The organism is Massilia sp. HP4 (genome assembly GCF_005222695.1).
In the GTDB taxonomy this organism is placed as follows: Bacteria; Pseudomonadota; Gammaproteobacteria; order Burkholderiales; family Burkholderiaceae_D; genus Telluria.
Genome location: NZ_STGG01000041.1, coordinates 392,884 through 414,374, shown reverse-complemented (window position 1 = coordinate 414,374; position 21,491 = coordinate 392,884). Strand labels below are relative to the sequence as shown.

The window sequence follows — 21,491 nt, the reverse complement described above, 5'->3', positions numbered from 1 at the left end:
GGGCCGCCGACGGCCCGACTACAGGGCTCGATCATGGCCAACGACACCGATATTTCCAGCGACGACCTCGACGTCGCCGCCCCCCGCCAGGCCGGCGCGACCGCGCGCGAAGTCGCGCGCCGCCGTACCTTTGGCATCATTTCCCACCCCGATGCGGGTAAAACCACGCTGACCGAGAAGCTGCTGCTGTTCTCGGGCGCGATCCAGCTGGCCGGCACCGTCAAGGGCCGCAAGAGCGGCCGCCACGCGACCTCGGACTGGATGGACATCGAGAAGCAGCGCGGCATCTCGGTCGCGTCCTCGGTGATGCAGTTCGAATTCCGCGAGCACGTGATCAACCTGCTCGACACCCCGGGCCACCAGGATTTTTCCGAGGACACCTACCGCGTGCTGACCGCGGTCGACTCGGCCCTGATGGTGATCGACGCCGCCAAGGGCGTCGAAGCCCAGACCATCAAGCTGCTCGACGTCTGCCGCATGCGCGACACGCCGATCGTGACGTTCATGAACAAGATGGACCGCGAGACCCGCGATCCGCTCGAACTGCTCGATGAAGTGGAATCGGTGCTCAAGATCGAATGCGCGCCGGTGACCTGGCCGATCGGCATGGGCAAGAACTTCCGCGGGGTCTACCACCTGCTGAAGGACGAGATCATGCTGTTCAAGGCCGGCGAAGAGAAGGCCGACGGCGCCTTCGAGATCGTCAAGGGCATCGACAATCCGAAGCTGGCCCAGATGTTCCCGCTCGAGATCGAGCAACTCAAGATGGAAGTCGAGCTGGTGCACGGCGCCTCGCATGTGTTCGACCTCGAGCGCTTCCTGTCGGGCGTGCAGACCCCGGTGTTCTTCGGTTCGGCGATCAACAACTTCGGCGTGCGCGAGATCCTGTCGGCCCTGGTCGACTGGGCCCCGGCGCCGCGCGAACGCGACGCCACCGTGCGTGCGGTCGAGCCGACCGAGCCGAAGTTCTCGGGCTTCGTGTTCAAGATCCAGGCCAATATGGACCCGGCCCACCGCGACCGCATCGCTTTCCTGCGCGTATGCTCGGGACGCTTCGAGAAGGGCATGAAGGTCAAGCACCTGCGCCTTGGCCGCGAAGTCAAGCTGTCGTCGGTGGTGACCTTCATGGCCTCGAGCCGCGAGCAGGTCGAGGAAGCCTATGCCGGTGACATCATCGGCCTGCCGAACCACGGCAATATGCAGATCGGCGACAGCTTCTCGGAAGGCGAGATGCTGACCTTCACCGGCATCCCGTACTTCGCCCCGGACCTGTTCCGCACGGTGCGGATCCGCAATCCGCTGAAGGTCAAGCAGCTGCACAAGGGTTTGCAGCAGCTGGGCGAAGAGGGTGCGGTGCAGGTGTTCAAGCCGGTGCTGGGCTCCGACCTGATCCTGGGCGCGGTCGGCGTGCTGCAGTTCGAAGTCGTGGCCAGCCGCCTGCTCAACGAGTATGGCGTGGACGCGGTGTTCGAAAGCAGCAGCATCAGCAGTGCGCGCTGGATCTCGAGCGACGACAAAAAGTCGCTGGCCGACTTCGAGAACCAGCTCGGCCACCAGGTCGCCTACGATGCTGCCGGCAATATGGCCTTCCTGGCGACCTCGGGCGTCAACCTGCGCCTGACCCAGGAACGCTGGCCCAAGCTGGTGTTCCACGCGACCCGCGAACACGCGGCCAAGCTGGCCTGACGGCCAACTCGCATCAAGAGCCTATCCCGGTAGGTGGGAGTCGCTCCTGGCGCGCCTGGCTGGCGTGTGCTGCGTTGCTCGTCGTTGCATGGCTCGCCATGCGGCCTCCTCGCGCCTTGCCCACGCCCGCCATGCATCACCTACGCGCATGTCACCATGAGCTTCCCCCCACCTACCGGGATAGGCTCCGAGGCCCGGCCGCCGGCTCGATCTCGAGCGCGGCCAGGGTCTGGGTGCGCACCGCGCCGTCCGGCATGGTCAGGCGCAGCTGGACCGGCAGCCAGTCCTGGCCCGGCGCCAGCCAGATTTCCAGCCGCGGCGCCCCAGTTGGCGCCAGTTGCGCCAGGTGCAGCGCCTCCAGCGCGCCGATCCCGGTGTCCAGCGTTTCCATCCCCATCGCCTCATAACGCTCCTGGCGCGCGCCGCCGGCGGCGCCGATCCAGAACGTCAGCACGCCGCGCAACTGGTCGGGATTGGCGCGCCCCATGCCGGCCAGCTGCAGCAGCAGCGAGGCGCGGTCCTGGGCGCCGCCCGCCAGCTGGGCGCGGCGCGCGCCGAGGTGCGAGACGATCACGCCGCGCTCGCGGTCGAACTCGGTCGTGGCGCGGCCCGGGCCGGCCGGCTCGCCGGCGCGCAGCGGCGCCAGGCCGCCGTCGTCCAGGCCGCCCTCGCTGTCCAGTTGCCCCAGGATGCCGTCAACCTCGATCCGATAACTGCTGCCATCCGTAAGCCAGGCCAGGCGCGCGCTGCCGCCGTCGGCCAGGCGGTAGTCGATGCGCGCCGGCGGGGCGGGCGAAACGCGGAACTGGCCGGGCATCGCGCCCGGCAGCACGTCGCCCGGTTCGCTGGCCTGGAGCGGGGGCAGTGCCGGCGCCGGCGCCTGCGGCGCGGCCGGCTCGTCGGCCGGGGCCAGGGCCGGCGCGGGTGCGTTGTCGGTGACCGGACGCGCCGCGGGTGCGGGCATGGGGGCAGGCGCCGTGGTCCTGGCCTCGGTGCGCGCGATGCGCACCGCGAGCGGCGTGGCGTCCAATGCGGCGGCACCGGGCTGCTTGGGCAAGTCGAGCCAGGCCAGCGCCGCCAGGTGCAGCAGCAGCGACAGCAGGCCGATGCCCAGCAGGCGGGCATGGGGCGCCACGAAAACGGAAAATCTCATGGGCGCTAGTGTAGCGCGCGCCCGGGCACGGCGGGGCCGTTCAGAAGCCGAGGTTCAGGTTGGCCTTGATCCTGCTGCTCGAATTGGTGGCGTTGTCGAAGCGTTGGGCGGCGTGGCCGTGGTTTTCGAAGCCGCCGTCGATCGTGAGCCGCTCGCTTGCCTTGTAGCGTGCGCCGACGCCGGTGTAGAGGCCCGTATCGACGCCCTGGGCCAGGCCGCGGCGGTTCTGGCTGTGCGCCACGCCCAGCTTGCCGTAGGCCGACAGGCGTTCGCCGAGCGGCTGCGTGACCTTGGCGGCGACATGCATATTAAAGCCGCGCAGGCCGATCGCGCCCGTGGTGTCTTCGGGATCGCGCTCGTTCACCGGCCGGAAGCCCTGGTCGAGCAGGTTGACATAGCCGGCCTCGAAGGCCAGCGTCGGACTCACCGACACGCCCATCAGCAGCCTGGGGTCGGTCTTGAACAGGCCGCCGAACAGGCGGTCGTTGGGGTTCGCATTCAGGTTCCCGCCATACACCCGGGGGAAGGTCTGGACGCCGGGATCGCGGGGCGCCGAAAAGACGGTGCGAGGACGGGTGTCGGCCAGCTCCACCGGCGCGCCTGGCGCGGCCGGCTCGACGGGTTGCGCCGGGGCCGGCGCGCCGGCGAAAGCGATTGCCGCGAGGGCAAGGGCAGGTGGTTTCATGTCGGTACTTTCAGGATCGATCTTGAGGTTGGCCTTGCCAAGGATACCCTATATGGCGTGCGCCGCTCATGCATGGCGCATTCCCTGGTAAGCAGTTGTTACCGGTATGCATATGCTGACGGTGGTGCCGGCCGCTGTGCTGTCGATCTCGAGCTCGCCGCCGGCCAGGCGGGCCCGCTCGCGCATGCCCGGCAAGCCCCAGTGCCCCGCGCGCGCCGCTGGCCAGGATGTCCGGCGCGATGCCGTGACCGTCGTCGCTGACCGCCAGGCGCAGGCGCTCGGCGCCGTAGTCGAGGGCCAGCGTGACCCGGGTCGCCTGCGCATGGTGGAAGGCATTGGACAGCGCCTCGCGGCCGATGGTGAACAGTTCGTCCTCGGTCTCGGGATCGAGCTCGCGCGCCTTGCCCGTGAGCTGCCGTTCGAAGCGTACCGCGCCAGACCCGGCCAGGGCCAGGCCGGCTTCTTCCAGCGCCTGCAGCAGGCAGCCGTGGCGCACGCCCGGTACGCGCAGTTGACGCACCCGTTGCCGGCCTTCGTCGATGACATCCTCGGCGCGCGCCAGCACGTTCTCGGCGTCGGCCCGCACGCCGCTATCGGAGGGCAGCTTGCCCATCAGCGCGTGCATGCGCAGCACCAGCGCCTGCACGCTTTGCAGGAAGGTGTCGTGCAAGGTGCGGGCGATGCGCTGGCGTTCGAGCATGCGCACCGTCAGGTGCTCGCGCAGGCGCGCCGCCACCCGCCGCAGGCGCCAGTGGTGCAGCAGCCAGGCCGCCGCCAGCACCGCGACGGCGCAGGCCAGCCTGAACCCAACCGTCTGGGTGAAGGCGGGCTCGATGCGAAAGGCGGCGCGCGCCGGCTGCGGGCTCCAGACGCCGTCCTCGTTGGCGGCCAGCACCTCGAAGCTGTAGGCGCCTGGCGCCAGGTTCGTGTACACGGCCTGGCGCTGGGTGTCGGCGTCGCGCCAGCCCCCGTCCTGGCCGATGAGACGATAGCGGAACCGTACCCGCTCCGGCATCGACAGGGCGGTGGCGGTGTAGTCGATTTCCAGCCTGCGCTTGCCCGGCGGCAGGATGTGCTCGGTCCCCGGCAGGTAGTGGCGGCGGTCGGTCCGGAGCGCCTCGATCAGCACCGTTGGCGGCCGCCGGTTGCGCGCGATTGCGTCCGGATCGATGTGGCCGATGCTGGTCGAGGTGGCGTACCAGATGCGGCCGTCGTCGGCCTGGACCAGCGACGGCAGCGGCTGCAGCTGGGCCGCCATGCCGCGGTGGCCGTCGAGGTGGTCGAAACGCTCGGCCGCCACAGCGCCGCCTGCACCCGCCCGTTCCAGGGCGGCCGACTCGATGCGCGCCAGGCCGCCCGTGTCGTGCAGCCATAGTTCGCCGTTGGCGCGTTCCACGATGCCGGATACCCCGCGAAAGCCGGTGCCGCCCCGTTCTCGCATGGGTGGACGCGCCGGCCGTCGAACCAGGCCAGGCCGCGGTCGCCGCCCAGCCAGACGCGGTCGCGACCGGCGACGATGGACAGCGTGTTGCCGATGTCCAGGCCATCCTCGGGGCCGAGATGGCGCAGGGATCCCTGGTCCAGCAGCGCGATGCGGTTGCGGGGATAGCCCAGCCAGATGCGTCCCTGGCGATCGCTGGCGAGGACGATCGCGGTCGGCCCGGCAAGCTCGGCATCGCCGTCGCCGACGCGCCAGACGCCGTCGTCGAAGGTATGCACTCCGCTGCGAATCACCGACAGCCAGAGTTTGCCGCTGGCGTCGGTCGTCATCGATTGCACATTGTTGCCGGCGAGCGCAGGCGGCAGCGGCCAGCTGCGGGTGGCGTCATCGCGCACGCACCACAGCGTGGCGTCGACGCCGGCCGATGTCGAAAACCAGCCATTGCCTTCGCGATCGGTCAGGATATGCGAGAAGGTGGTGCTGCTAAAGCCGCTTGCTCGATCGAACTGGCGCACCAGCCTGCCCAGGGACAAAGCCGGGCGGCAGTCCTTCCTGCGCCTGGACCGGACGCCAGCAGTCCCGGTCCAGGCGGTGCAGGCCGCCGCTGCTCGTGGCCCACATCGTTCCATCGGGCATGCGCACCAGCCGTTGCGCCGATCCGGTGGGCGCATCCACGCCCGGCAGGTAGTGGCGTACCGCACCGCGATCGAACCGGCTGATGCCGCCGAACTGATAGGCGACCCAGATGGTCTCTCCATATGCCGCCACCGAAATGATGACCGGCGACTGCAGGGGGGGGCCGTATACCTGCTGGTGGCGCACGAAGCGGGCGCCGTCGAAGGTGTACAGCCCGTCGCCCGCGGCCAGCCAGAGCATTCCGTTGCCATCCTGCGCCATCTCGTAGGCGGACGAAGGAGCGCCATCATCGCGTTTCCAGGCCGAACGGAGCAGGGCGCCGCTCCATGGCGGCAGGACGCCGGTGTCGATCGCCGGCCGCTCGTTCGCCGCTGCCAGGCAGCAGCCGGCACCAGGCAGCCACGAGGCGAGGCATGCCCGATACGTGATCATGCAGTTTTTCCGTTGGGATTACCTATAGTTTTATATTGATTTTTCTCAATGATAAATAAGAATCATTAAAACGCAAGTGTTGGTCACAGGGCCGCCACCGGCTGGGCCTTGCGCCGCGACAAGTGGGAACGCCGGGGAGCGGCGTACATTGCGGAATGCACCGCAGAAATACTTGCGCTCCAGACCAGTGAGGACGCCATGCCCTGTTTCCCCTCCACGCAAGCGGGCCTGAGCATGCTGGCCCGCCTGCTGTCCCGACTGAAACTTGGTCCCAAGCTGCTGCTGGCCCCCGGCGCCGTGCTGGTCCTGCTGCTACTGCTGTCGTGGGTGGCGTATTACGCGATGGTGCGCCAGAACGCCTCGCTCGAATCGATCGTCGGCCAGCGCGCGGCCAGCATGCGCGCCGCCAGCAGCCTGGCGGCGCAGACGCAGAAGGCGCATGCCGACATCTACCGGCTGCTGAGCTGGATGGGCGGCAGCTTCCCGGTGGCGCGCACCGAGCCGCTGCGCCAGGACATCCTGCTCCAGCACCGCCGCATCGAATCCGGCCTCGAGGCCCTGGGCCAGGTGACCCTGACCGAGGCCGAGGACCGCCATGTGGAGCAGGCGATGGCGGCGCAGCGGCGCTACGCCGAGGCGGTGCGGGAAGTGATCGAGCTGGCGCCGCTGGATGGCTCGATCGGCGCCAACGCCATGCAGAAGGCCGAGGGCGCGTTCGCGCAGGTGGCGCAGCGCCTGGCCGACCTGGGAGCGCTCGAAGAAGCGCTGTCGCGCGCAGCTTCCGGCAGCGCCCAAGCCGACTTCCGGATGATCTCGGTGCTGATGCCGGCCGTGGTGCTGCTGGCGATCGCGCTGTCGCTGGCGATCACCTTTGCCGTGCGCCGCATCCTGCTGGGCGAGATCCGCGCCATCGGGCTGGCCGCCAGCGGCCTGGCCAGCGGCGACCTGACGCTGCGCCAGCATCTCGACCATGACTACGGCGGCGACGAGATCGCCGACACTTCGCGCCAGCTCGACGCCGGCATCCGCAACCTGAACGACACCCTGCGCTCGATCGTCGAATCGGCGCGCCTGATCGGCGCCGCCTCGCGCGACATCAAGCTGGGCAGCCTGAGCCTGGGCAGCCGCGCCGTGTTCCGCGCCAGCGCCCTGGCCCGCACCGAGAGTGCGCTGCGCGAGCTGGCGGCCGGCGTCAAACAGGGCGCCGAGCAGGCGCGCAGCGCCGATCGCCTGGCCGATGTCGGGCAGGCGATCGTGCAGATGGACCAGGTGACGCGCCAGAACTGTACCCTGGTCGAGGAAGCCGCGAGCGCGGCGCGTACCCTGCAGATGCAGGCGCTGACCCTGTCGCGCACGGTGGCCGGGTTCAGGCTCGAAGAAGAAGGGGAGGCGCCGCCCGCGCCGCAGGCGCAGGCGCAGGAGGCAGGCCGGAAGGAAGACGGCGGCGTACCCGGCGAACCGGCGCGCGAACGGCGCGGACAAGCCAGGGAACGCCGCCGCCAGCAGGGGTCGCACTTGCGGCTCGCCTCGAGCCGCAAATAATCAGCGCCCCCGATGCGCCAGGCGATTACTCGTAATCGCTGATCGGCGCGCAGCCGCAGAACAGGTTGCGGTCGCCGTACACATTGTCGGCGCGGCCGACCGGCGGCCAGTACTTCTTCTTGCGCAGGCCGGCGACCGGGAAGGCCGCCACTTCACGGGTGTAGCCGTGCTGCCAATCGTCGGCGGTGACCACTTCCGCGGTGTGCGGCGCGCCCTTGAGCGGGTTGTCCATGCGGTCGTACTCGCCGCGCTCGACCTTGACGATCTCGGCATGGATGGTGATCATCGCCTCGATGAAGCGGTCGATCTCGACCTTCGATTCCGACTCGGTCGGCTCGATCATCAGGGTGCCCGGCACCGGGAAGCTCATGGTCGGGGCGTGGAAGCCGAAGTCCATCAGGCGCTTGGCCACGTCTTCGTTGGAAATGCCGGTCTTGTCCTGCAGCGGACGCAGGTCGATGATGCACTCGTGGGCGACCAGGCCGTCGTGGCCGGCGTACAGCACCGGGTAGTGCGGGGCCAGGCGGCGCGCGATGTAGTTGGCGTTCAGGATCGCCACTTCGGTCGCGCTGGTGAGGCCTTCGGCGCCCATCATCGCGATATACATCCACGAGATCGGCAGGATCGAGGCCGAGCCGAAGGCGGCGGCGCTGACGGCGCCGATGCCATTCTCGTCACGCACATAGCCGGTGGAGAGCTGGTTCGGCAGGAATTTCGCCAGGTGGGCGCCGACGCCGATCGGGCCGACGCCGGGGCCGCCGCCGCCGTGCGGGATGCAGAAGGTCTTGTGCAGGTTCAGGTGGCTGACATCGCCGCCGAAGGCGCCCGGCGCGGCCAGGCCGACCAGCGCGTTCATATTGGCGCCGTCGACGTAGACCTGGCCGCCGTGCTGGTGCACGATCTCGCACAGTTCCTTGATGCCCTCTTCGAACACGCCGTGGGTCGATGGGTAGGTGACCATCACGCAGGCCAGGTCATTGCTGTACTGCTCGGCCTTGGCCTTCAGGTCGGCGAGGTCGACGTTGCCGTTGTCGTCGCAGGCGGTGACGACCACCTTCATGCCGACCATGCTGGCCGAGGCCGGGTTGGTGCCGTGGGCCGACGACGGGATCAGGCACACATTGCGGTGGCCTTCGCCGCGCGACGCGTGGTATTTCTGGATCACCAGCAGGCCCGCGTACTCGCCCTGCGAGCCGGCATTCGGCTGCAGCGAGATGGCGGCGTAGCCGGTGGCGGCGCACAGCATGGCCTCGAGCTGGGCGATCATCTCGCGGTAGCCGATGGTCTGGTCGTTCGGCGCCAGCGGATGCACGTTCGAGAACTCGGGCCAGGTGACCGGCACCATCTCGGCGGTCGCGTTCAGCTTCATGGTGCACGAGCCGAGCGGGATCATGGTGCGGTCCAGCGCCAGGTCCTTGTCGGCCAGTGCGCGCAGGTAGCGCAGCATCTCGTGCTCGGCGTGGTAGCGGTTGAAGGTCGGGTGGGTCAGGTAGGTGCTGCTACGGGCCAGCGCGGCCGGGAAGGCATCGGCGACGCCGGCGTCGAGCTGGTCGATGTCCACGGTCTTGCCATTGCCGAACACGGCGAACAGGTTCGCCAGGTCGTCGCGGGTGACGGTTTCGTCGAGCGAGACGCCGACGCTGGTGGCGTCGATCTGGCGCAGGTTCAGGCCGCGCGCGGTCGCCTGCTGGTGGATTGTCGCGGCATCCTGGACGCGCACGGTGATCGTGTCGAAGCAGGTCTGGTTGACCAGCTCGAAGCCCAGCTGCTGCAGGCCGGCGGCCAGGATCGTGGCCTGGCGGTGCACGCGGCGCGCGATGCGGGCCAGGCCTTGCGGGCCGTGGTAGACCGCGTACATGCCGGCCATCACGGCCAGCAGCACTTGCGCGGTGCAGATGTTCGAGGTCGCCTTTTCGCGGCGGATGTGCTGTTCGCGAGTCTGCAGCGCCAGGCGGTAGGCCGGGTTGCCCTGGGCATCGACGGTGACGCCGACCAGGCGGCCCGACATGCTGCGCTTGAATTCGTCGCGGGTGGCCAGGTAGCCGGCGTGCGGGCCGCCGAAACCGAGCGGCACGCCGAAGCGCTGGCTGTTGCCGACCACGACGTCGGCGCCCCATTCGCCGGGCGGGGTGAGCACGGTCAGGGCCAGCAGGTCGGCGGCCACGATCACCATCGCGCCGGCCGCGTGCAGGTGCTCGACGGCGGCGCGGTAGTCGCGCACTTCGCCGTCCACGCCCGGGTATTGCAGCAGCACGCCGAAGCAGGTCTCTTCGAGTTTTTCGATGTCGGCGGGGGCGATGGTGCGCACTTCGACGCCGATCGGTTCGGCGCGGGTCTCGATGATCTCGCGGGTCTGCGGCAGCACGTCGTCGGCCACGTAGAACACCTTCGAGGCCGACTTGCCGACGCGCTGGATCAGCGTCATCGCTTCGGCGGCAGCGGTGCCTTCGTCCAGCATCGACGAGTTGGCGATGCCCATGCCGGTCAGGTCGGTGATCGCCTGCTGGAAGTTCAGGATGGCTTCCAGGCGGCCTTGCGAAATCTCTGGCTGGTACGGTGTGTAGGCGGTGTACCAGGCCGGGTTCTCGAAGATGTTGCGCAGGATGACCTTCGGCGTGTGGGTGCCGTAGTAGCCCTGGCCGATCAGCGACTTCAGGACCTTGTTCTTCGACGCCAGGCCTTTGAGGGTCGCCAGTGCTTCTTCTTCAGTACGCGGCTCGGCGAACTGGCCCAGGTCCAGCTTGTCCTTGCGGCGGATATTGGCCGGGACCACGGCGTCGATCAGGGCGGCGCGGGTCGCGTAGCCGAGGGTCGACAGCATGGCTGCCTGTTCGGATTCGGATGGGCCGATGTGGCGCGGGATGAACGAATCGCGTGCTTCAAGTTGGGTGAGGCTGGAGCGGGTCATGATAGAGGAAGAGTCTGGGGAAGGAGTCTGGCGCCGTTGCCGGCCGGATGAAGAATGGGGTATTCGGGGAGCTGGTGCGCCACCCTGGGCGCACCATCGGGCGCGCACGAAGATGGGCGCACCTTTGGGACGATCAGTGGTCGGTGGTCTTGCCGTAGGCGTCGGCGTCGAGCAGCTTGTCGTAGGCGGCGGCGTCGCTCGGGGCCAGCTTGAACAGCCAGGCGCCATAGGCATCCTGGTTGATCGAGTCCGGCGCGTCGGCCACTGGCTGGTTGACGGCGGTGACGGTGCCTGCGACCGGGGCGTAGATGTCGCTGGCGGCCTTGACCGACTCCACCACCGCGGCATCGTCGCCTGCGGTGAATGCCTTGCCGACCTGCGGCAGCTCGACGAACACGATGTCGCCCAGCGCGTCCTGCGCGTACTCGGTGATGCCCACGGTCAGGCTGCCGTCTTCTTCGCGGCGCACCCATTCATGGGATTCGGTGTATTTCAGGTCGGTAGGGATGTTCATGGAAACTCCTGGAGAGGGTGGGGTTATCAGTATACGTGTTTGTGATGACGCAGCGGCGATCAGGCGGCCAGCACTTTGCCGTTGCGCACGAACGGCAGCTTGACGACGCTGGCGGCCAGGTGCTTGTCGCGGATGACGACCTGCACGGTGTCGCCGATGGCGACGTCCATCGGCACGCGCGCCAGGGCGATCGCCTGCTGCATGGACGGGCTGAAGGTGCCGCTGGTGATCTCGCCTTCGTTGCCGGATGCGGCGACGACGCGTTGGTGGGCGCGCAGGATGCCGCCTTTTTCGCGCAGGATCAGGCCGACGAACTGCGCCTGCTGGCCCTTGGCCCGCAGTGCGGCCTTACCGATGAAGTCGCGCTCGGACACCAGGTCGACGGTCCAGGCCAGGCCGGCGTCGAGCGGGTTGGTCGTTTCGTCCATGTCCTGGCCATACAGGTTCATGCCGGCTTCCAGGCGCAGGGTATCGCGCGCGCCGAGGCCGGCAGGCTTGACGCCGGCGGCGAGCAGGGCGTTCCACAGCGCTTCGGCCTGGGTGGCCGGCACGCCGATCTCGAAGCCGTCTTCGCCGGTGTAGCCGGTACGGGCGACCATGGCTTCGCCGAAGGCGGTGTCTGGCACGAGGGCGGCGTTGAAAGGCTTGAGCTGTTCGGTGGCGGCCTGGGTGGTCGGCAGCACCTGCCACACCTTGGCGCGGGCGTTCGGGCCCTGCACGGCGATGAGGGCGATCGGTTCGTTGCCGTCGCGGCGCTGGGTGATGGCCAGGCCGCTGCTGGTGGCGGCGTTCTGCTGGTTCATCCAGGCCACGTCCTTGTCGGCGGTGCCGGCATTGACGACGATGCGGAACCAGTCCTCGGCCAGGAAATAGACAATCAGGTCGTCGATGACGCCGCCTTCCGGATCGAGCATGCACGAATACAGGGCCTTGCCCGGCACCTGCAGCTTGTCGACGTTATTGGCGAGCAGATGACGAAGGAAAGAGCGGGTGTTGGCCCCCTTGACGTCGACGACGCACATATGGGACACGTCGAACATGCCGGCATCGCCACGCACCGCATTGTGCTCTTCGATCTGCGAGCCGTAATTGACAGGCATATCCCAGCCGCCGAAGTCGACCATCTTGGCGCCGAGTGCGCGGTGGGCGGAATTGAGCGGGGTCGCTTTGAGCGTCATGGAATCCTCAGGACAAGAATAGGGTGTAAGGCACGATCGCCGTGCACTATCGACCCCTCTGTCCTTGGTACCTGAGAGATAGCGGCTGGCGCCGCTTGCCCCTTCGGTGGGCCACAACGCGGCCGCTCTCCAGAGTTGACCGGCCGCGCCTTGCGCCGCCGTCCCTTGACCGGTCCTTTTGCCTGAGAGTTTATGGGTGAGTGCCCCTTCGGCGGCAGCCTCGCTGCGCTCTCCCGATCAAGACTGCGGAGGATATGCCACCCCGCCAACCCTGTCAACCACACAAGCCCCCTGAACATTGCCCAAAACCCCTAACCCAACAATTAAGGTCAGAGTAAAATTCTTTGACAACTTTCGGAATTGCTCATTAAATCTACACTGACCCTATTTGATTTCTAACCGTCGAGGAAACAAAAAGGGTGCATTTAAAAAACTATTTGACCCTGAGAATCAAAGTGAGATTTTGATAGCGCTAAACGGCCTAAAATTAAATAGGGTCGGAGTAGAGTTCTTTGACAACTTTGGGGAATTGCCCAATAAATCTACACTGACCCTGATTGGGGAATTGCTGGGAGCATTGCTGCGCACTATTGGGGTGGGGTATCGGGGGTATTTGCCGTGATTTGCTACACTTGTTCCACTTACTTTGTAGGCGAGAACAGACTATGAACGAAGAAAAAACGTTGCAGGAGAAAGAAGGCTGGTACACGCTGTCGGGTGATGTCAACAGCGATATGGTGCATCGGATGTTCGAGGCGGTAGTCAGCATGACGGAGGAGGGGATCGATACCGCCCACGTGCTGCTGCAGTCGAATGGCGGTTATGTCAGCGACGGGCTGTGCCTGTATAACTTCATGGCCAACTCGCCGATCAAGTTTGTGATGTATAACGCCGGGGCGGTGGCGTCGATCGCGGTCGTGCTCTACCTGTGCGGGTCGCGCCGCTATGCCAGCGAGACCGCGCGCTTCATGATCCACAAGTCGCATGCGACCGCCTCGCCCGGCTCGCGGCCGGATGCGCTGAACATCATCGTCGAAGGCCTGCGCGCCGACGATGCGCGCACCGAAGCCATCCTGCGCAAGGAGATCGAACTCGCGCCCGAGCAGTGGAGCGTGCACCAGTACGGCGACCTGCACCTGACCGCGCGCGATGCCAAGGCGGCCAAGATGATCCATGAGGTGCTCGACTTCGCGCCACCCAAAGGGGCGGTTCTGCGGAATATCTGAGCACAGGGACGGGAAACGCAGTCGCTGTCGTTCGTCCTTGCCACTCAGTCAAGATGTGTTTGGTCATTGCTGATAGGTAAGAGTGTGGCAAAATAGGGCCTTGCCTCACTTCGCCGAACCGTCATGGCCACTCCATCCGCCCAGACTTGCGCCGCGCGCAAGGCCACCGCTGCCCAGCATGCGGCGCTGGCCGAGCTGGTCGATATCGCGCGCAGCCAGGCCGAGCCTGGCCTGGCCGATATGGCGCGGCGCATGGTTTCGGCGCTGCTGGACCTGACCGCGGCCGGTCCCGAGCCCGCCGCCGTCATGCGGCGCGTCAAATCGGGCAATCTGCTCAAGGATAACGCCTACGCCTTCACCCACCTCGCCACCGGCGAGATCGAGGCGGCGCTGCGCCACGAAATCGCGCGCCTGCTCCCCCACGATGTCCCCGGCGCCGCCCCGGCCGCGCCGCTCGAACTGAGCCTGGTCCCGCTCGAGCAGATCGACCAGCAGATGGCGTTGGGCGCGGTCAGCCGTCCCTTCGACCTGCAGCATTCCGAAGGCCTGGCCACGCTCGGCGTGCGCCTCGGCCTGCTGCTCGGGCGCGACCTGGTGCGCGCCGCCCACAATCCCTTCCGTCCCGACGTCTTCCTCGCTGCCGTGCACGCGGCCTGGCGCCAGTTCGAGCCCGATCCCGAGGCCCACGGCCTGGTGGTTCCGCTGCTGCGTCCCGGCCTGATGTTCGACCTGGCGCCCTTGTACGAGGCCCTGGTCGAGGCGCTCAAGGCGCGCAAGGGCCCCGGTGGCGACACCCGTTTCAGCAAGACCGACGACCGCGCCGCGCGCCAGGCCGAACGCGCCCGGCGCGAAGCCGCGCTGGCCCAGCAGCTGCGCCACCTGTTCGACCCGGCGCTGGCGGTGCCGGACATCCCGAACCTGCCGCAAGGCAGCGGCGGCTGGCGTCCAAGTGGGGCGTCCGGCTTCGCGGTGGGGCCGCCGGACGCGACCAATCCGGCGCCAGCGTCCGCGGCCTCCAGCACGCAACCCGCCGCCGGCTTCGTCCAGCAAGGCGCAATGCCGCAGCTCGGACTTCCCGGACCGGCCTATATCGCAGGTGGCGCAGCAGCGATGCCCGCAGCACTGCCGTTGCTCGACCTGCTGGCCCGCCAGGCCGCCGCCGGTGCCGGTACAGGCGCCGGCACAAATGCGCCACCCGGCGTATTCCACCTGCCGCAGCTGCGCGCCAGCCTGCCGCAGGGCGCCCTGTCGCGCGGCGACGAAACCACGCTCGACCTGTTGTCGCGGGTGTTCGGCAGCGTGCTGCAGGACGACGGCGTCGCGCCCGAAACGCGCGAACTGATCGGCCACCTGCAGCTGCCGGTGCTGCGCACCGCGCTGCGCGACCGCAGCTTCTTCTACCAGGAGGCGCACCCGGCGCGGCGCCTGCTCGACCTGCTGTCGCAGGCCGGCTGGGAGCAGCCTCAGGGCGAGGACGACCCGGTCTACCGCGCCATGCGCAGCAGCGTCGAGCGCGTGCGCGACCAGCCCGACCCCGAATTCGGCGCCGCCCTGGCCGAACTCGAGGCCGGCCTGGCCGCGCGCGAAAGCCAGGAACAGGCCGCGCTGGCGGCGCCGATCGCCCAGGCCACGCGGCGCGAGAAGCGCGCTGCCGCCGAGCGCTCGGCCCGGCGGGCGGTGGCCTTGCGGCTGGCCGGCGAACAGGTGATCCCGGCCGTGTCGGGCTTCCTGGAGGGGCGCTGGACCGCCGCGCTGGCGCTGGCCTACACCATCGAGGACAGCCGTCCCGGCGCCGTCGACAGCGCCACCCGCACAATGGAAGACCTGATCTGGAGCGTCAAGCCAAAGGTCACCCAGGAGCAGAGAAAGGCCCTGATCGGGCGCCTGCCGGCGCTGCTGGCGAGCCTGAATAACTGGCTCGACGCCACCCGCTGGCAGGATGCCGAGCGCCTGCAGTTCTTCGCCGAGCTGGCCGAGTGCCACGCCTCGATCGTGCGCGCGCCGATCGAGCTGTCGCCCGAGCGCCAGCTCGAACTGGCGCTCGAGGCGGCCCAGCAGGATGCCCTGCGCCGGGTGGCGCAGGAACAGGAAGAAGAGCGCGAGCAGGCGCGAATCCAGGCCGAGGAGGCGCAAGCCGCCGCCCTCGATCCGTCCGCCGCCGTGCTGGCCGGCCTGGAGCGCGGCATGCGGCTCGAATTGAGCGAAGCGCAGATCGTGCGCCGGGTGCGCCTGGCCTGGGTCAGCCCGCTGCGCACGCTGTACATCTTCTCGGGCGCCGGGCGCCAGGAAGCGTTCTCGCTGCCGGCCGAGCGCCTGGCCGAGCTGCTGCGCGAAGGCGCGATCCGGATCGTCGCCCCGGAGGGCGTGGTCGGCCGCATCCTGAGCGCGGCGGTCGGGCCGGGCGCGGTCAACGACGCCACCCTGGCGGCGGACGGCGCCCGCAGCGCATGAGGCAGGGCGGGGCCGCCCCCGGCGCTTTTTCATCCCATGCCGGCAATGGTATGATGGGCGCTTTACCTCTACAGCGATAGCCGACGCACGTGCGCCTCTCTTCCATCAAATTGTCGGGATTTAAGTCGTTCGTCGATCCCACCAATTTCCAGGTGCCGGGTCAGCTGGTCGGCGTGGTCGGCCCCAACGGCTGCGGCAAATCGAATATCATCGACGCCGTGCGCTGGGTGCTGGGCGAATCGAAGGCCTCCGAGCTGCGCGGCGAGTCGATGCAGGACGTGATCTTCAACGGCTCCACCCACCGCAAACCCGCCGGGCGCTCCTCGGTCGAGCTGGTGTTCGACAACAGCGCCGGCAAGGCCGCCGGCCAGTGGGGCCAGTATGCCGAGATCGCGGTCAAGCGCACCCTCACGCGCGACGGCACCTCGACCTATTACATCAACGGCCAGCCGGTGCGCCGGCGCGACATCCAGGACATCTTCCTCGGCACCGGCCTCGGTCCGCGCGCCTACGCCATCATCGGCCAGGGCATGATCTCGCGCATTATCGAATCGCGCCCGGAAGAGCTGCGCGTCTTCCTGGAAGAAGCGGCCGGCGTCTCGAAGTACAAGGAGCGTCGCCGCGAGACCGAGAATCGCCTGTCCGACACGCGCGAAAACCTGCTGCGGGTCGAGGACATCCTGCGCGAGCTGAACGCCAACCTCGACAAGCTCGAAGCCCAGGCCGCGGTGGCGAACCGCTTCCGCCAGCTGCAGGCCGACCAGGAAGAAAAGCAGAAGCTGCTGTGGCTGATGCGCAAGAACGAGGCCAGGGCCGAGCAGGTCAAATTTTTCCGCGAGATGGAAGAAGCCCAGACCAGCCTCGAGGCGCAAACGGCCAAGCTGCGCAGCGTCGAGGTCGACCTCGAACACCTGCGCCAGGCCCACTTCGCCGCCGGCGACCGCCTGCACACGGCGCAGGGCTTTCTATACCAGATCAATTCCGAGATCGGCAGCCTGGAGGCGCAGATCAAGTTCGTGGTCGAGTCGCGTACCCGCCTGCAAAACCAGATCGCCACCCTGGCGGCGCAGCGCGATCAATGGCTGGCGCAGGAGCAGCAACATCGCGAGGGCCAGGAAGAAGCCGAGATGCAGCTCGAGGAACTGGCCGCGCGCGCCGAAGGCGCCCAGATCGCGGTCGAGGTCCACAACGAGCGCCTGCCCGAGCTCGAAGCAGCCTGGCGCGCCGGCCAGGAACAGTCGAGCGCCTCGCGCGCCCGCATCATGCAGGTCCAGCAGCGCATCGAGCTGGCCTCGGCCCATGGCCGCAACGCGGCCGGCATCCTGACCAATCTCGCAGCGCGCCGCGAGCGCCTGCAACAGGAGAGGAACGGCCTGAACCTGCCCGACAGCGCCACCCTGGACAATCTGCGCCTGCAGCTGGAAGAAAAGCAGCTGCTGCTCGAAGAACAATCCATGCTGCTCGAGGACGCGACGGGCCGCCAGGAAGAAGTCGAGACGGAGCGCAAGGATGCGCACGCGCAGGTTCAGCGCGAGAGCGCCGCCAACGCCCAGCTGGAAGCACGTCTGGCCGCGCTGCGCCAGATGCAGGATCGGGTGCAAACCCAGGGCAAGGTCCAGCCCTGGCTGGAAAAGCACGAGCTGGCCGGCCTGCCGCGCCTGTGGCAAAAGCTCGACGTCGAAGAGGGCTGGGAGACCGCCCTGGAGGCTGTGCTGCGCGAGCGCTCCGGTGCGCTCGAAGTGTCGAATATCGACTGGGCCAAGGCCTTCGTGAACGATGCGCCGCCGGCCCGCCTGGCGCTGTACGCGCCGCAGCCGGGCGCGCACCCGCCGTCGCCCGATGGACTGAAACCCTTCTCCAGCCTGCTGCGCGTGAACGATGCCGGCATCCGCGGCGTGCTCGAAGACTGGCTGCACGGCGTCTATGTCGCCGCCAACGCGGCCGAGGCCTTCGCCGAGCGCGCGCGCCTGCCGCAGGGCGCGGCCCTGGTGACGCGCGAGGGCCATTTAGTCACCCGTTCCAGTGTGCGCTTCCATGCGCCCGACGCCGAGCAGGACGGCATGCTGGCGCGCCAGCACGACATCGAGAACACGGCCAGGCAGCTCAAGGCCCAGGCCTTGCTGGCCGACGAAGCGCGCACTCGCGCCACCCGCGCCGACGCCGCCGTCACCGATCTCGCACGCCGGCTGCAGGATGCGCGCGCCAAGGTCGGCACGCTGCAGCGCGAAGTACACGCGCTGCAGATCGAGGTGCTCAAGCAAAGCGAGATCGAGGCCCGCTTCAACCAGCGCAGCAGCCAGATCGGGGCCGACCTGTCCGAGATCGCGGCCCAGGAAGCCGAGCAGCGCCAGGCCCAGGCCGAGAGCGAGCACGAATTCGAACAGCTCGACCTAAAGCTGGCAGAGCTGCAGGAAGCGCACGAGGATGGCCAGACCGCTTTCCTGGAGCGCGAACAGGCGCTGGCGCGAGCCCGCGACCACTTGCGCGAGCTGGAACGCGGCGCGCAGGAAGCCCAGTTCGCCGAGCGCGCCCAGCGCAGCCGCATCGAAGAGTTGCGCCGCACGATGGCGACCGCGGCGACGCAGGCCGAACAGGTCGGCGCCAGCCTGGCGCAGGCGCGCCTGGAGCAGGAAGCGTTGGAAAGCGGCACCGCCCACGAAGGCTTGCAAGAGCTGCTCGAACGCCGCACGATGCAAGAAGTGGCGCTGTCCGACGCCCGCCACGAGCTGGACCAGGTCGCCCAGCAGCTGCGCGCGGCCGAAGAAGCGCGCATGGGGTCCGAACGCAGCCTGCAGCCGCAGCGCGACCGCATCACCGAGATGCAGCTCAAGGAGCAGGCCGCGCGCCTGAACCAGGAGCAGTTCGCCGAGGCGCTGGCCGCCACCGGGGCCGACGAGGCGGCGCTGTCCGAAAAACTCGACCCCGAGCTCAAGCCGCAGTACCTGCAGGGCGAAGTCACCCGGCTGACCAACGCCATCAACGGCCTGGGCGCGGTCAACCTGGCGGCGGTCGACGAGCTGGCCCAGGCCACCGAGCGCAAGCGCTTCCTGGATTCGCAGAACGCCGACCTGAACGAAGCGATTACCACGCTGGAAGACGCGATCGGCCGCATCGACCGCGAGACGCGCGACCTGCTTGCCGACACCTTCGACCGCGTCAACGGCCACTTCTCGGAACTGTTCCCGATCCTGTTCGGCGGCGGCAATGCCAGGCTGGTGATGACGGGCGACGAGATCCTGGACGCCGGCGTGCAGGTCATGGCCCAGCCGCCGGGCAAGAAGAACGCCACCATCCACCTGCTGTCGGGCGGCGAGAAGGCCCTGACCGCGACCGCGCTGGTGTTCTCGATGTTCCGCCTGAACCCGGCGCCATTCTGCCTGCTCGACGAAGTCGATGCGCCGCTGGACGACGCCAACACCGAACGCTTCTGCCGGATGGTCAAGCGCATGTCGGAGCATACCCAGTTCCTGTTCATCTCGCATAACAAGATCGCGATGGAGATGGCCAGCCAGCTGATCGGCGTGACGATGCAGGAGCAGGGCGTGTCGCGGATCGTCGCGGTGGACATGGAGTCGGCCGCCGACCTGGCCGCCGCCTGAGCGGGCGCGGTCGTTCCGGAGCGCCGTGCTAAACTTGGCCAACCCGTGATCCGGCCCGCTCCGGGCATGGCCCCCAGCACCAGCTTCCTGCAATGATCGACCTTCCCCGTCCAACTCAGCCTTCGACCTTGCCCACGGCCCTGGAGCAGGGGCTGCGGCTGATCCGCGCGTCTCCCGCGCCCATGCTGATCCTGCACGGCGCTACCGGCACGGCCTGCGCCAACCCCGCGTTGGCGGCGCTGCTGGCCGACGCCTGGCCGGCCGATGCATGGGTGCCCGCCGCTGCGCTGCCGCCTGGCGCGCGCGCACTGGCTGCGCGCATCCTCGACGGCAGCCTGGCCCAGGCCAGTACCGAGGCGGCGCCGCCATCCGGCGTGGCGCTGGCCCTGTCGCCGGTATGCGAAGCCGATGGCGCGATCGTCGGCGTGCTGGGCGTGGCATCGAGCCCGGCGCCGGAGGCCGACCTGGCGACCCGCGAGCTGGGGCGGCTGGTCGAACTGAGCCCGGTCGGCGTGGTGCGGTATACCCTCGGCGGCGCCATCATCGACTGCAACGACGCCTTTCTCACGATGCTGGGCCTGGACGAAGAAGATCGCCGGCGCGGCCTTTCCTGGCGCGCGCTGACGCCGCCCGAATGGCGCGAGACCGACGACGCCGGTCTCGCGCGGCTGCGCACGCATGGCCGGATGCCGCTGATCGAGAAGGAATACCTGCACCGCGACGGCCGCCGGATCCCGGTGCTGGTCGGCGCCGGCAACCTGATGGCCGATTGCGGCCAGGGCTTCGCGGTGGTGATCGACATCTCGGCCACGCGCGCCGCCGAACGCGCGCTGGCCGAGAGCGAAGCGCGCTTTCGCGCGATTACGAACGCGATGCCGCAGATGGTGTGGTCGACCCGCGCCGACGGCTTCCACGACTACTACAACGACCAGTGGTATGCCTTCACCGGCGTGCCGGCCGGATCGACCGACGGCGAGGGCTGGAACGATATGTTCCATCCGGACGACCAGGATGCCGCCTGGGCCAGGTGGCGCCACTCGCTGGAAACGGGCGAACCCTACGAGATCGAGTACCGCTTGCGCCACCGTGACGGTGGCTACCGCTGGGTGCTCGGCCGCGCCCTCCCGGTGCGCGATGCCAATGGCGAGATCGGGCGCTGGATGGGCACCTGCACCGACATCCACGAACACAAGCTGACCGAGGACGCCTTGCGCGAGGCGGACCAGCGCAAGGACGAGTTCCTTGCCATGCTGGGCCACGAGCTGCGCAATCCGCTGGCGCCGATCCGCAGCGCGGCGTCGCTGCTGCCGCTGGCAAAACACGATCCGGACCGGGTCGAGCATATCGGACGGGTGATCGCGCGCCAGTCCACCCACATGACGGGCCTGATCGACGACCTGCTGGACGTCGCGCGGGTGACGCGCGGGCTGATCGCGCTCGAACAGGACGATATCGCGGCGCGCCAGCTGGTCGACGAGGCCATCGAACAGGCGCGCCCGCTGATCGAGGCGCGCAGCCATGCGCTCTCGATCGAGGATGACGCGGGCGGGGCCTGCGTGCACGGCGACCGCAAGCGCCTGGTCCAGGTGCTGGCGAACCTGCTGTCGAACGCCACCAGGTATACGCCGCCGGGCGGGCGCATCGTGCTCGGGCTGGCGCGGGTGGACGGGATGGTCGAGATCACGGTGCGCGACAACGGCATCGGGATGGCTCCGGAACTGGTCGCCAGCGTATTCGAACTGTTCCGCCAGGGGCAGCGCACGCCGGACCGCTCGCAGGGCGGCCTGGGCATCGGGCTGGCGCTGGTCAGGAAACTGGTGCTGCTGCACGGCGGCCGGGTCGGCGCGGCGAGCGCCGGGGAGGGCCTGGGCAGCGAGATCGTGGTGGCCTTGCCCGCCTGCCGCCAGCCGGCCACCCCGGAGGCGGCATGACAAACTGGAAAACAAATAAGGGGATGCAGTGCAATCCATGGCATCCGCGCGGGCGAGTTGGTATCATTGCATGAGTTTTCGTGGGGAGAGCGCCCGCACGGATGGCAAC

General features: G+C 68.4%; 14 protein-coding genes and 2 riboswitches. Of the genes, 6 read left to right on the top strand and 8 right to left on the bottom strand.

Annotated features, from left to right (window positions below):
- Positions 1 to 33 precede the first annotated feature (33 nt).
- Positions 34 to 1,686 carry a peptide chain release factor 3 gene (locus E8M83_RS15780; protein ID WP_137174271.1) on the top strand — a complete coding sequence of 551 codons (1,653 nt, stop codon included), beginning with the start codon at positions 34 to 36 and terminating at the stop codon, positions 1,684 to 1,686.
- 172 nt (positions 1,687 to 1,858) lie between these two features.
- Here E8M83_RS15780 and E8M83_RS15775 read toward each other — a convergent pair whose 3' ends face one another.
- The 5 genes from E8M83_RS15775 to E8M83_RS15760 form a co-directional block, all read right to left on the bottom strand.
- The gene (locus tag E8M83_RS15775; RefSeq protein ID WP_137174270.1) at positions 1,859 to 2,839 is read right to left on the bottom strand and encodes a DUF3108 domain-containing protein; all 981 of its coding nucleotides are present in this window, start codon (positions 2,837 to 2,839) and stop codon (positions 1,859 to 1,861) included.
- 40 nt (positions 2,840 to 2,879) lie between these two features.
- Positions 2,880 to 3,524 (bottom strand): porin family protein, encoded by a 645-nt coding sequence (locus E8M83_RS15770; RefSeq protein WP_137174269.1) that lies wholly within the window; start codon positions 3,522 to 3,524, stop codon positions 2,880 to 2,882.
- Between the two features lie 10 nt (positions 3,525 to 3,534).
- Entirely contained in the window at positions 3,535 to 4,539 is a 1,005-nt protein-coding gene (locus E8M83_RS15765) for a triple tyrosine motif-containing protein (RefSeq protein WP_229491562.1), read from the bottom strand.
- Positions 4,540 to 4,646: 107 nt separating this feature from the next.
- Positions 4,647 to 5,498 (bottom strand): hypothetical protein, encoded by an 852-nt coding sequence (locus E8M83_RS26300; protein ID WP_229491552.1) that lies wholly within the window; start codon positions 5,496 to 5,498, stop codon positions 4,647 to 4,649.
- Positions 5,449 to 6,033 (bottom strand): hypothetical protein, encoded by a 585-nt coding sequence (locus E8M83_RS15760; protein WP_137174267.1) that lies wholly within the window; start codon positions 6,031 to 6,033, stop codon positions 5,449 to 5,451. The genes E8M83_RS26300 and E8M83_RS15760 overlap by 50 nt, the downstream gene beginning before the upstream one ends.
- Before the next feature lie 198 nt (positions 6,034 to 6,231).
- On the opposite strand from E8M83_RS15760, the gene E8M83_RS15755 reads away from it, so the two are divergent.
- Positions 6,232 to 7,575, top strand: a complete 1,344-nt coding sequence (locus tag E8M83_RS15755) for an MCP four helix bundle domain-containing protein (RefSeq protein ID WP_229491551.1) — start codon at positions 6,232 to 6,234, stop codon at positions 7,573 to 7,575.
- 25 nt (positions 7,576 to 7,600) lie between these two features.
- Here the strand turns inward: E8M83_RS15755 and gcvP are convergent, their stop codons facing one another.
- The 3 genes from gcvP to gcvT form a co-directional block, all read right to left on the bottom strand.
- Positions 7,601 to 10,483 (bottom strand): aminomethyl-transferring glycine dehydrogenase, encoded by a 2,883-nt coding sequence (gene gcvP / locus E8M83_RS15750; protein ID WP_137174266.1) that lies wholly within the window; start codon positions 10,481 to 10,483, stop codon positions 7,601 to 7,603.
- A gap of 133 nt (positions 10,484 to 10,616) precedes the next feature.
- Positions 10,617 to 10,997: a glycine cleavage system protein GcvH gene (gene gcvH / locus E8M83_RS15745; protein WP_137174265.1), complete on the bottom strand. Its 381-nt coding sequence runs from the start codon at positions 10,995 to 10,997 to the stop codon at positions 10,617 to 10,619.
- A gap of 59 nt (positions 10,998 to 11,056) precedes the next feature.
- Positions 11,057 to 12,175 carry a glycine cleavage system aminomethyltransferase GcvT gene (gene gcvT, locus E8M83_RS15740; protein WP_137174264.1) on the bottom strand — a complete coding sequence of 373 codons (1,119 nt, stop codon included), beginning with the start codon at positions 12,173 to 12,175 and terminating at the stop codon, positions 11,057 to 11,059.
- A gap of 48 nt (positions 12,176 to 12,223) precedes the next feature.
- Positions 12,224 to 12,318: riboswitch (glycine riboswitch) on the bottom strand.
- A 17-nt stretch (positions 12,319 to 12,335) separates the two neighbouring features.
- Positions 12,336 to 12,421, bottom strand: a riboswitch (glycine riboswitch).
- A gap of 419 nt (positions 12,422 to 12,840) precedes the next feature.
- Between gcvT and E8M83_RS15735 the strand changes: the two genes are divergently transcribed.
- From E8M83_RS15735 to E8M83_RS15720, 4 genes are all read left to right on the top strand, one after another.
- The gene (locus E8M83_RS15735; protein WP_137174263.1) at positions 12,841 to 13,401 is read left to right on the top strand and encodes an ATP-dependent Clp protease proteolytic subunit; all 561 of its coding nucleotides are present in this window, start codon (positions 12,841 to 12,843) and stop codon (positions 13,399 to 13,401) included.
- A gap of 123 nt (positions 13,402 to 13,524) precedes the next feature.
- Positions 13,525 to 15,852: a DUF1631 family protein gene (locus E8M83_RS15730; RefSeq protein WP_137174262.1), complete on the top strand. Its 2,328-nt coding sequence runs from the start codon at positions 13,525 to 13,527 to the stop codon at positions 15,850 to 15,852.
- An 89-nt stretch (positions 15,853 to 15,941) separates the two neighbouring features.
- On the top strand, positions 15,942 to 19,451 hold the full coding sequence (smc, locus tag E8M83_RS15725) for a chromosome segregation protein SMC (protein ID WP_137174261.1): 3,510 nt from the start codon (positions 15,942 to 15,944) through the stop codon (positions 19,449 to 19,451).
- A 92-nt stretch (positions 19,452 to 19,543) separates the two neighbouring features.
- Complete coding sequence (locus tag E8M83_RS15720; RefSeq protein WP_137174260.1) at positions 19,544 to 21,382, top strand: PAS domain S-box protein; 1,839 nt, start codon at positions 19,544 to 19,546, stop codon at positions 21,380 to 21,382.
- The last annotated feature ends 109 nt before the right edge of the window (positions 21,383 to 21,491 follow it).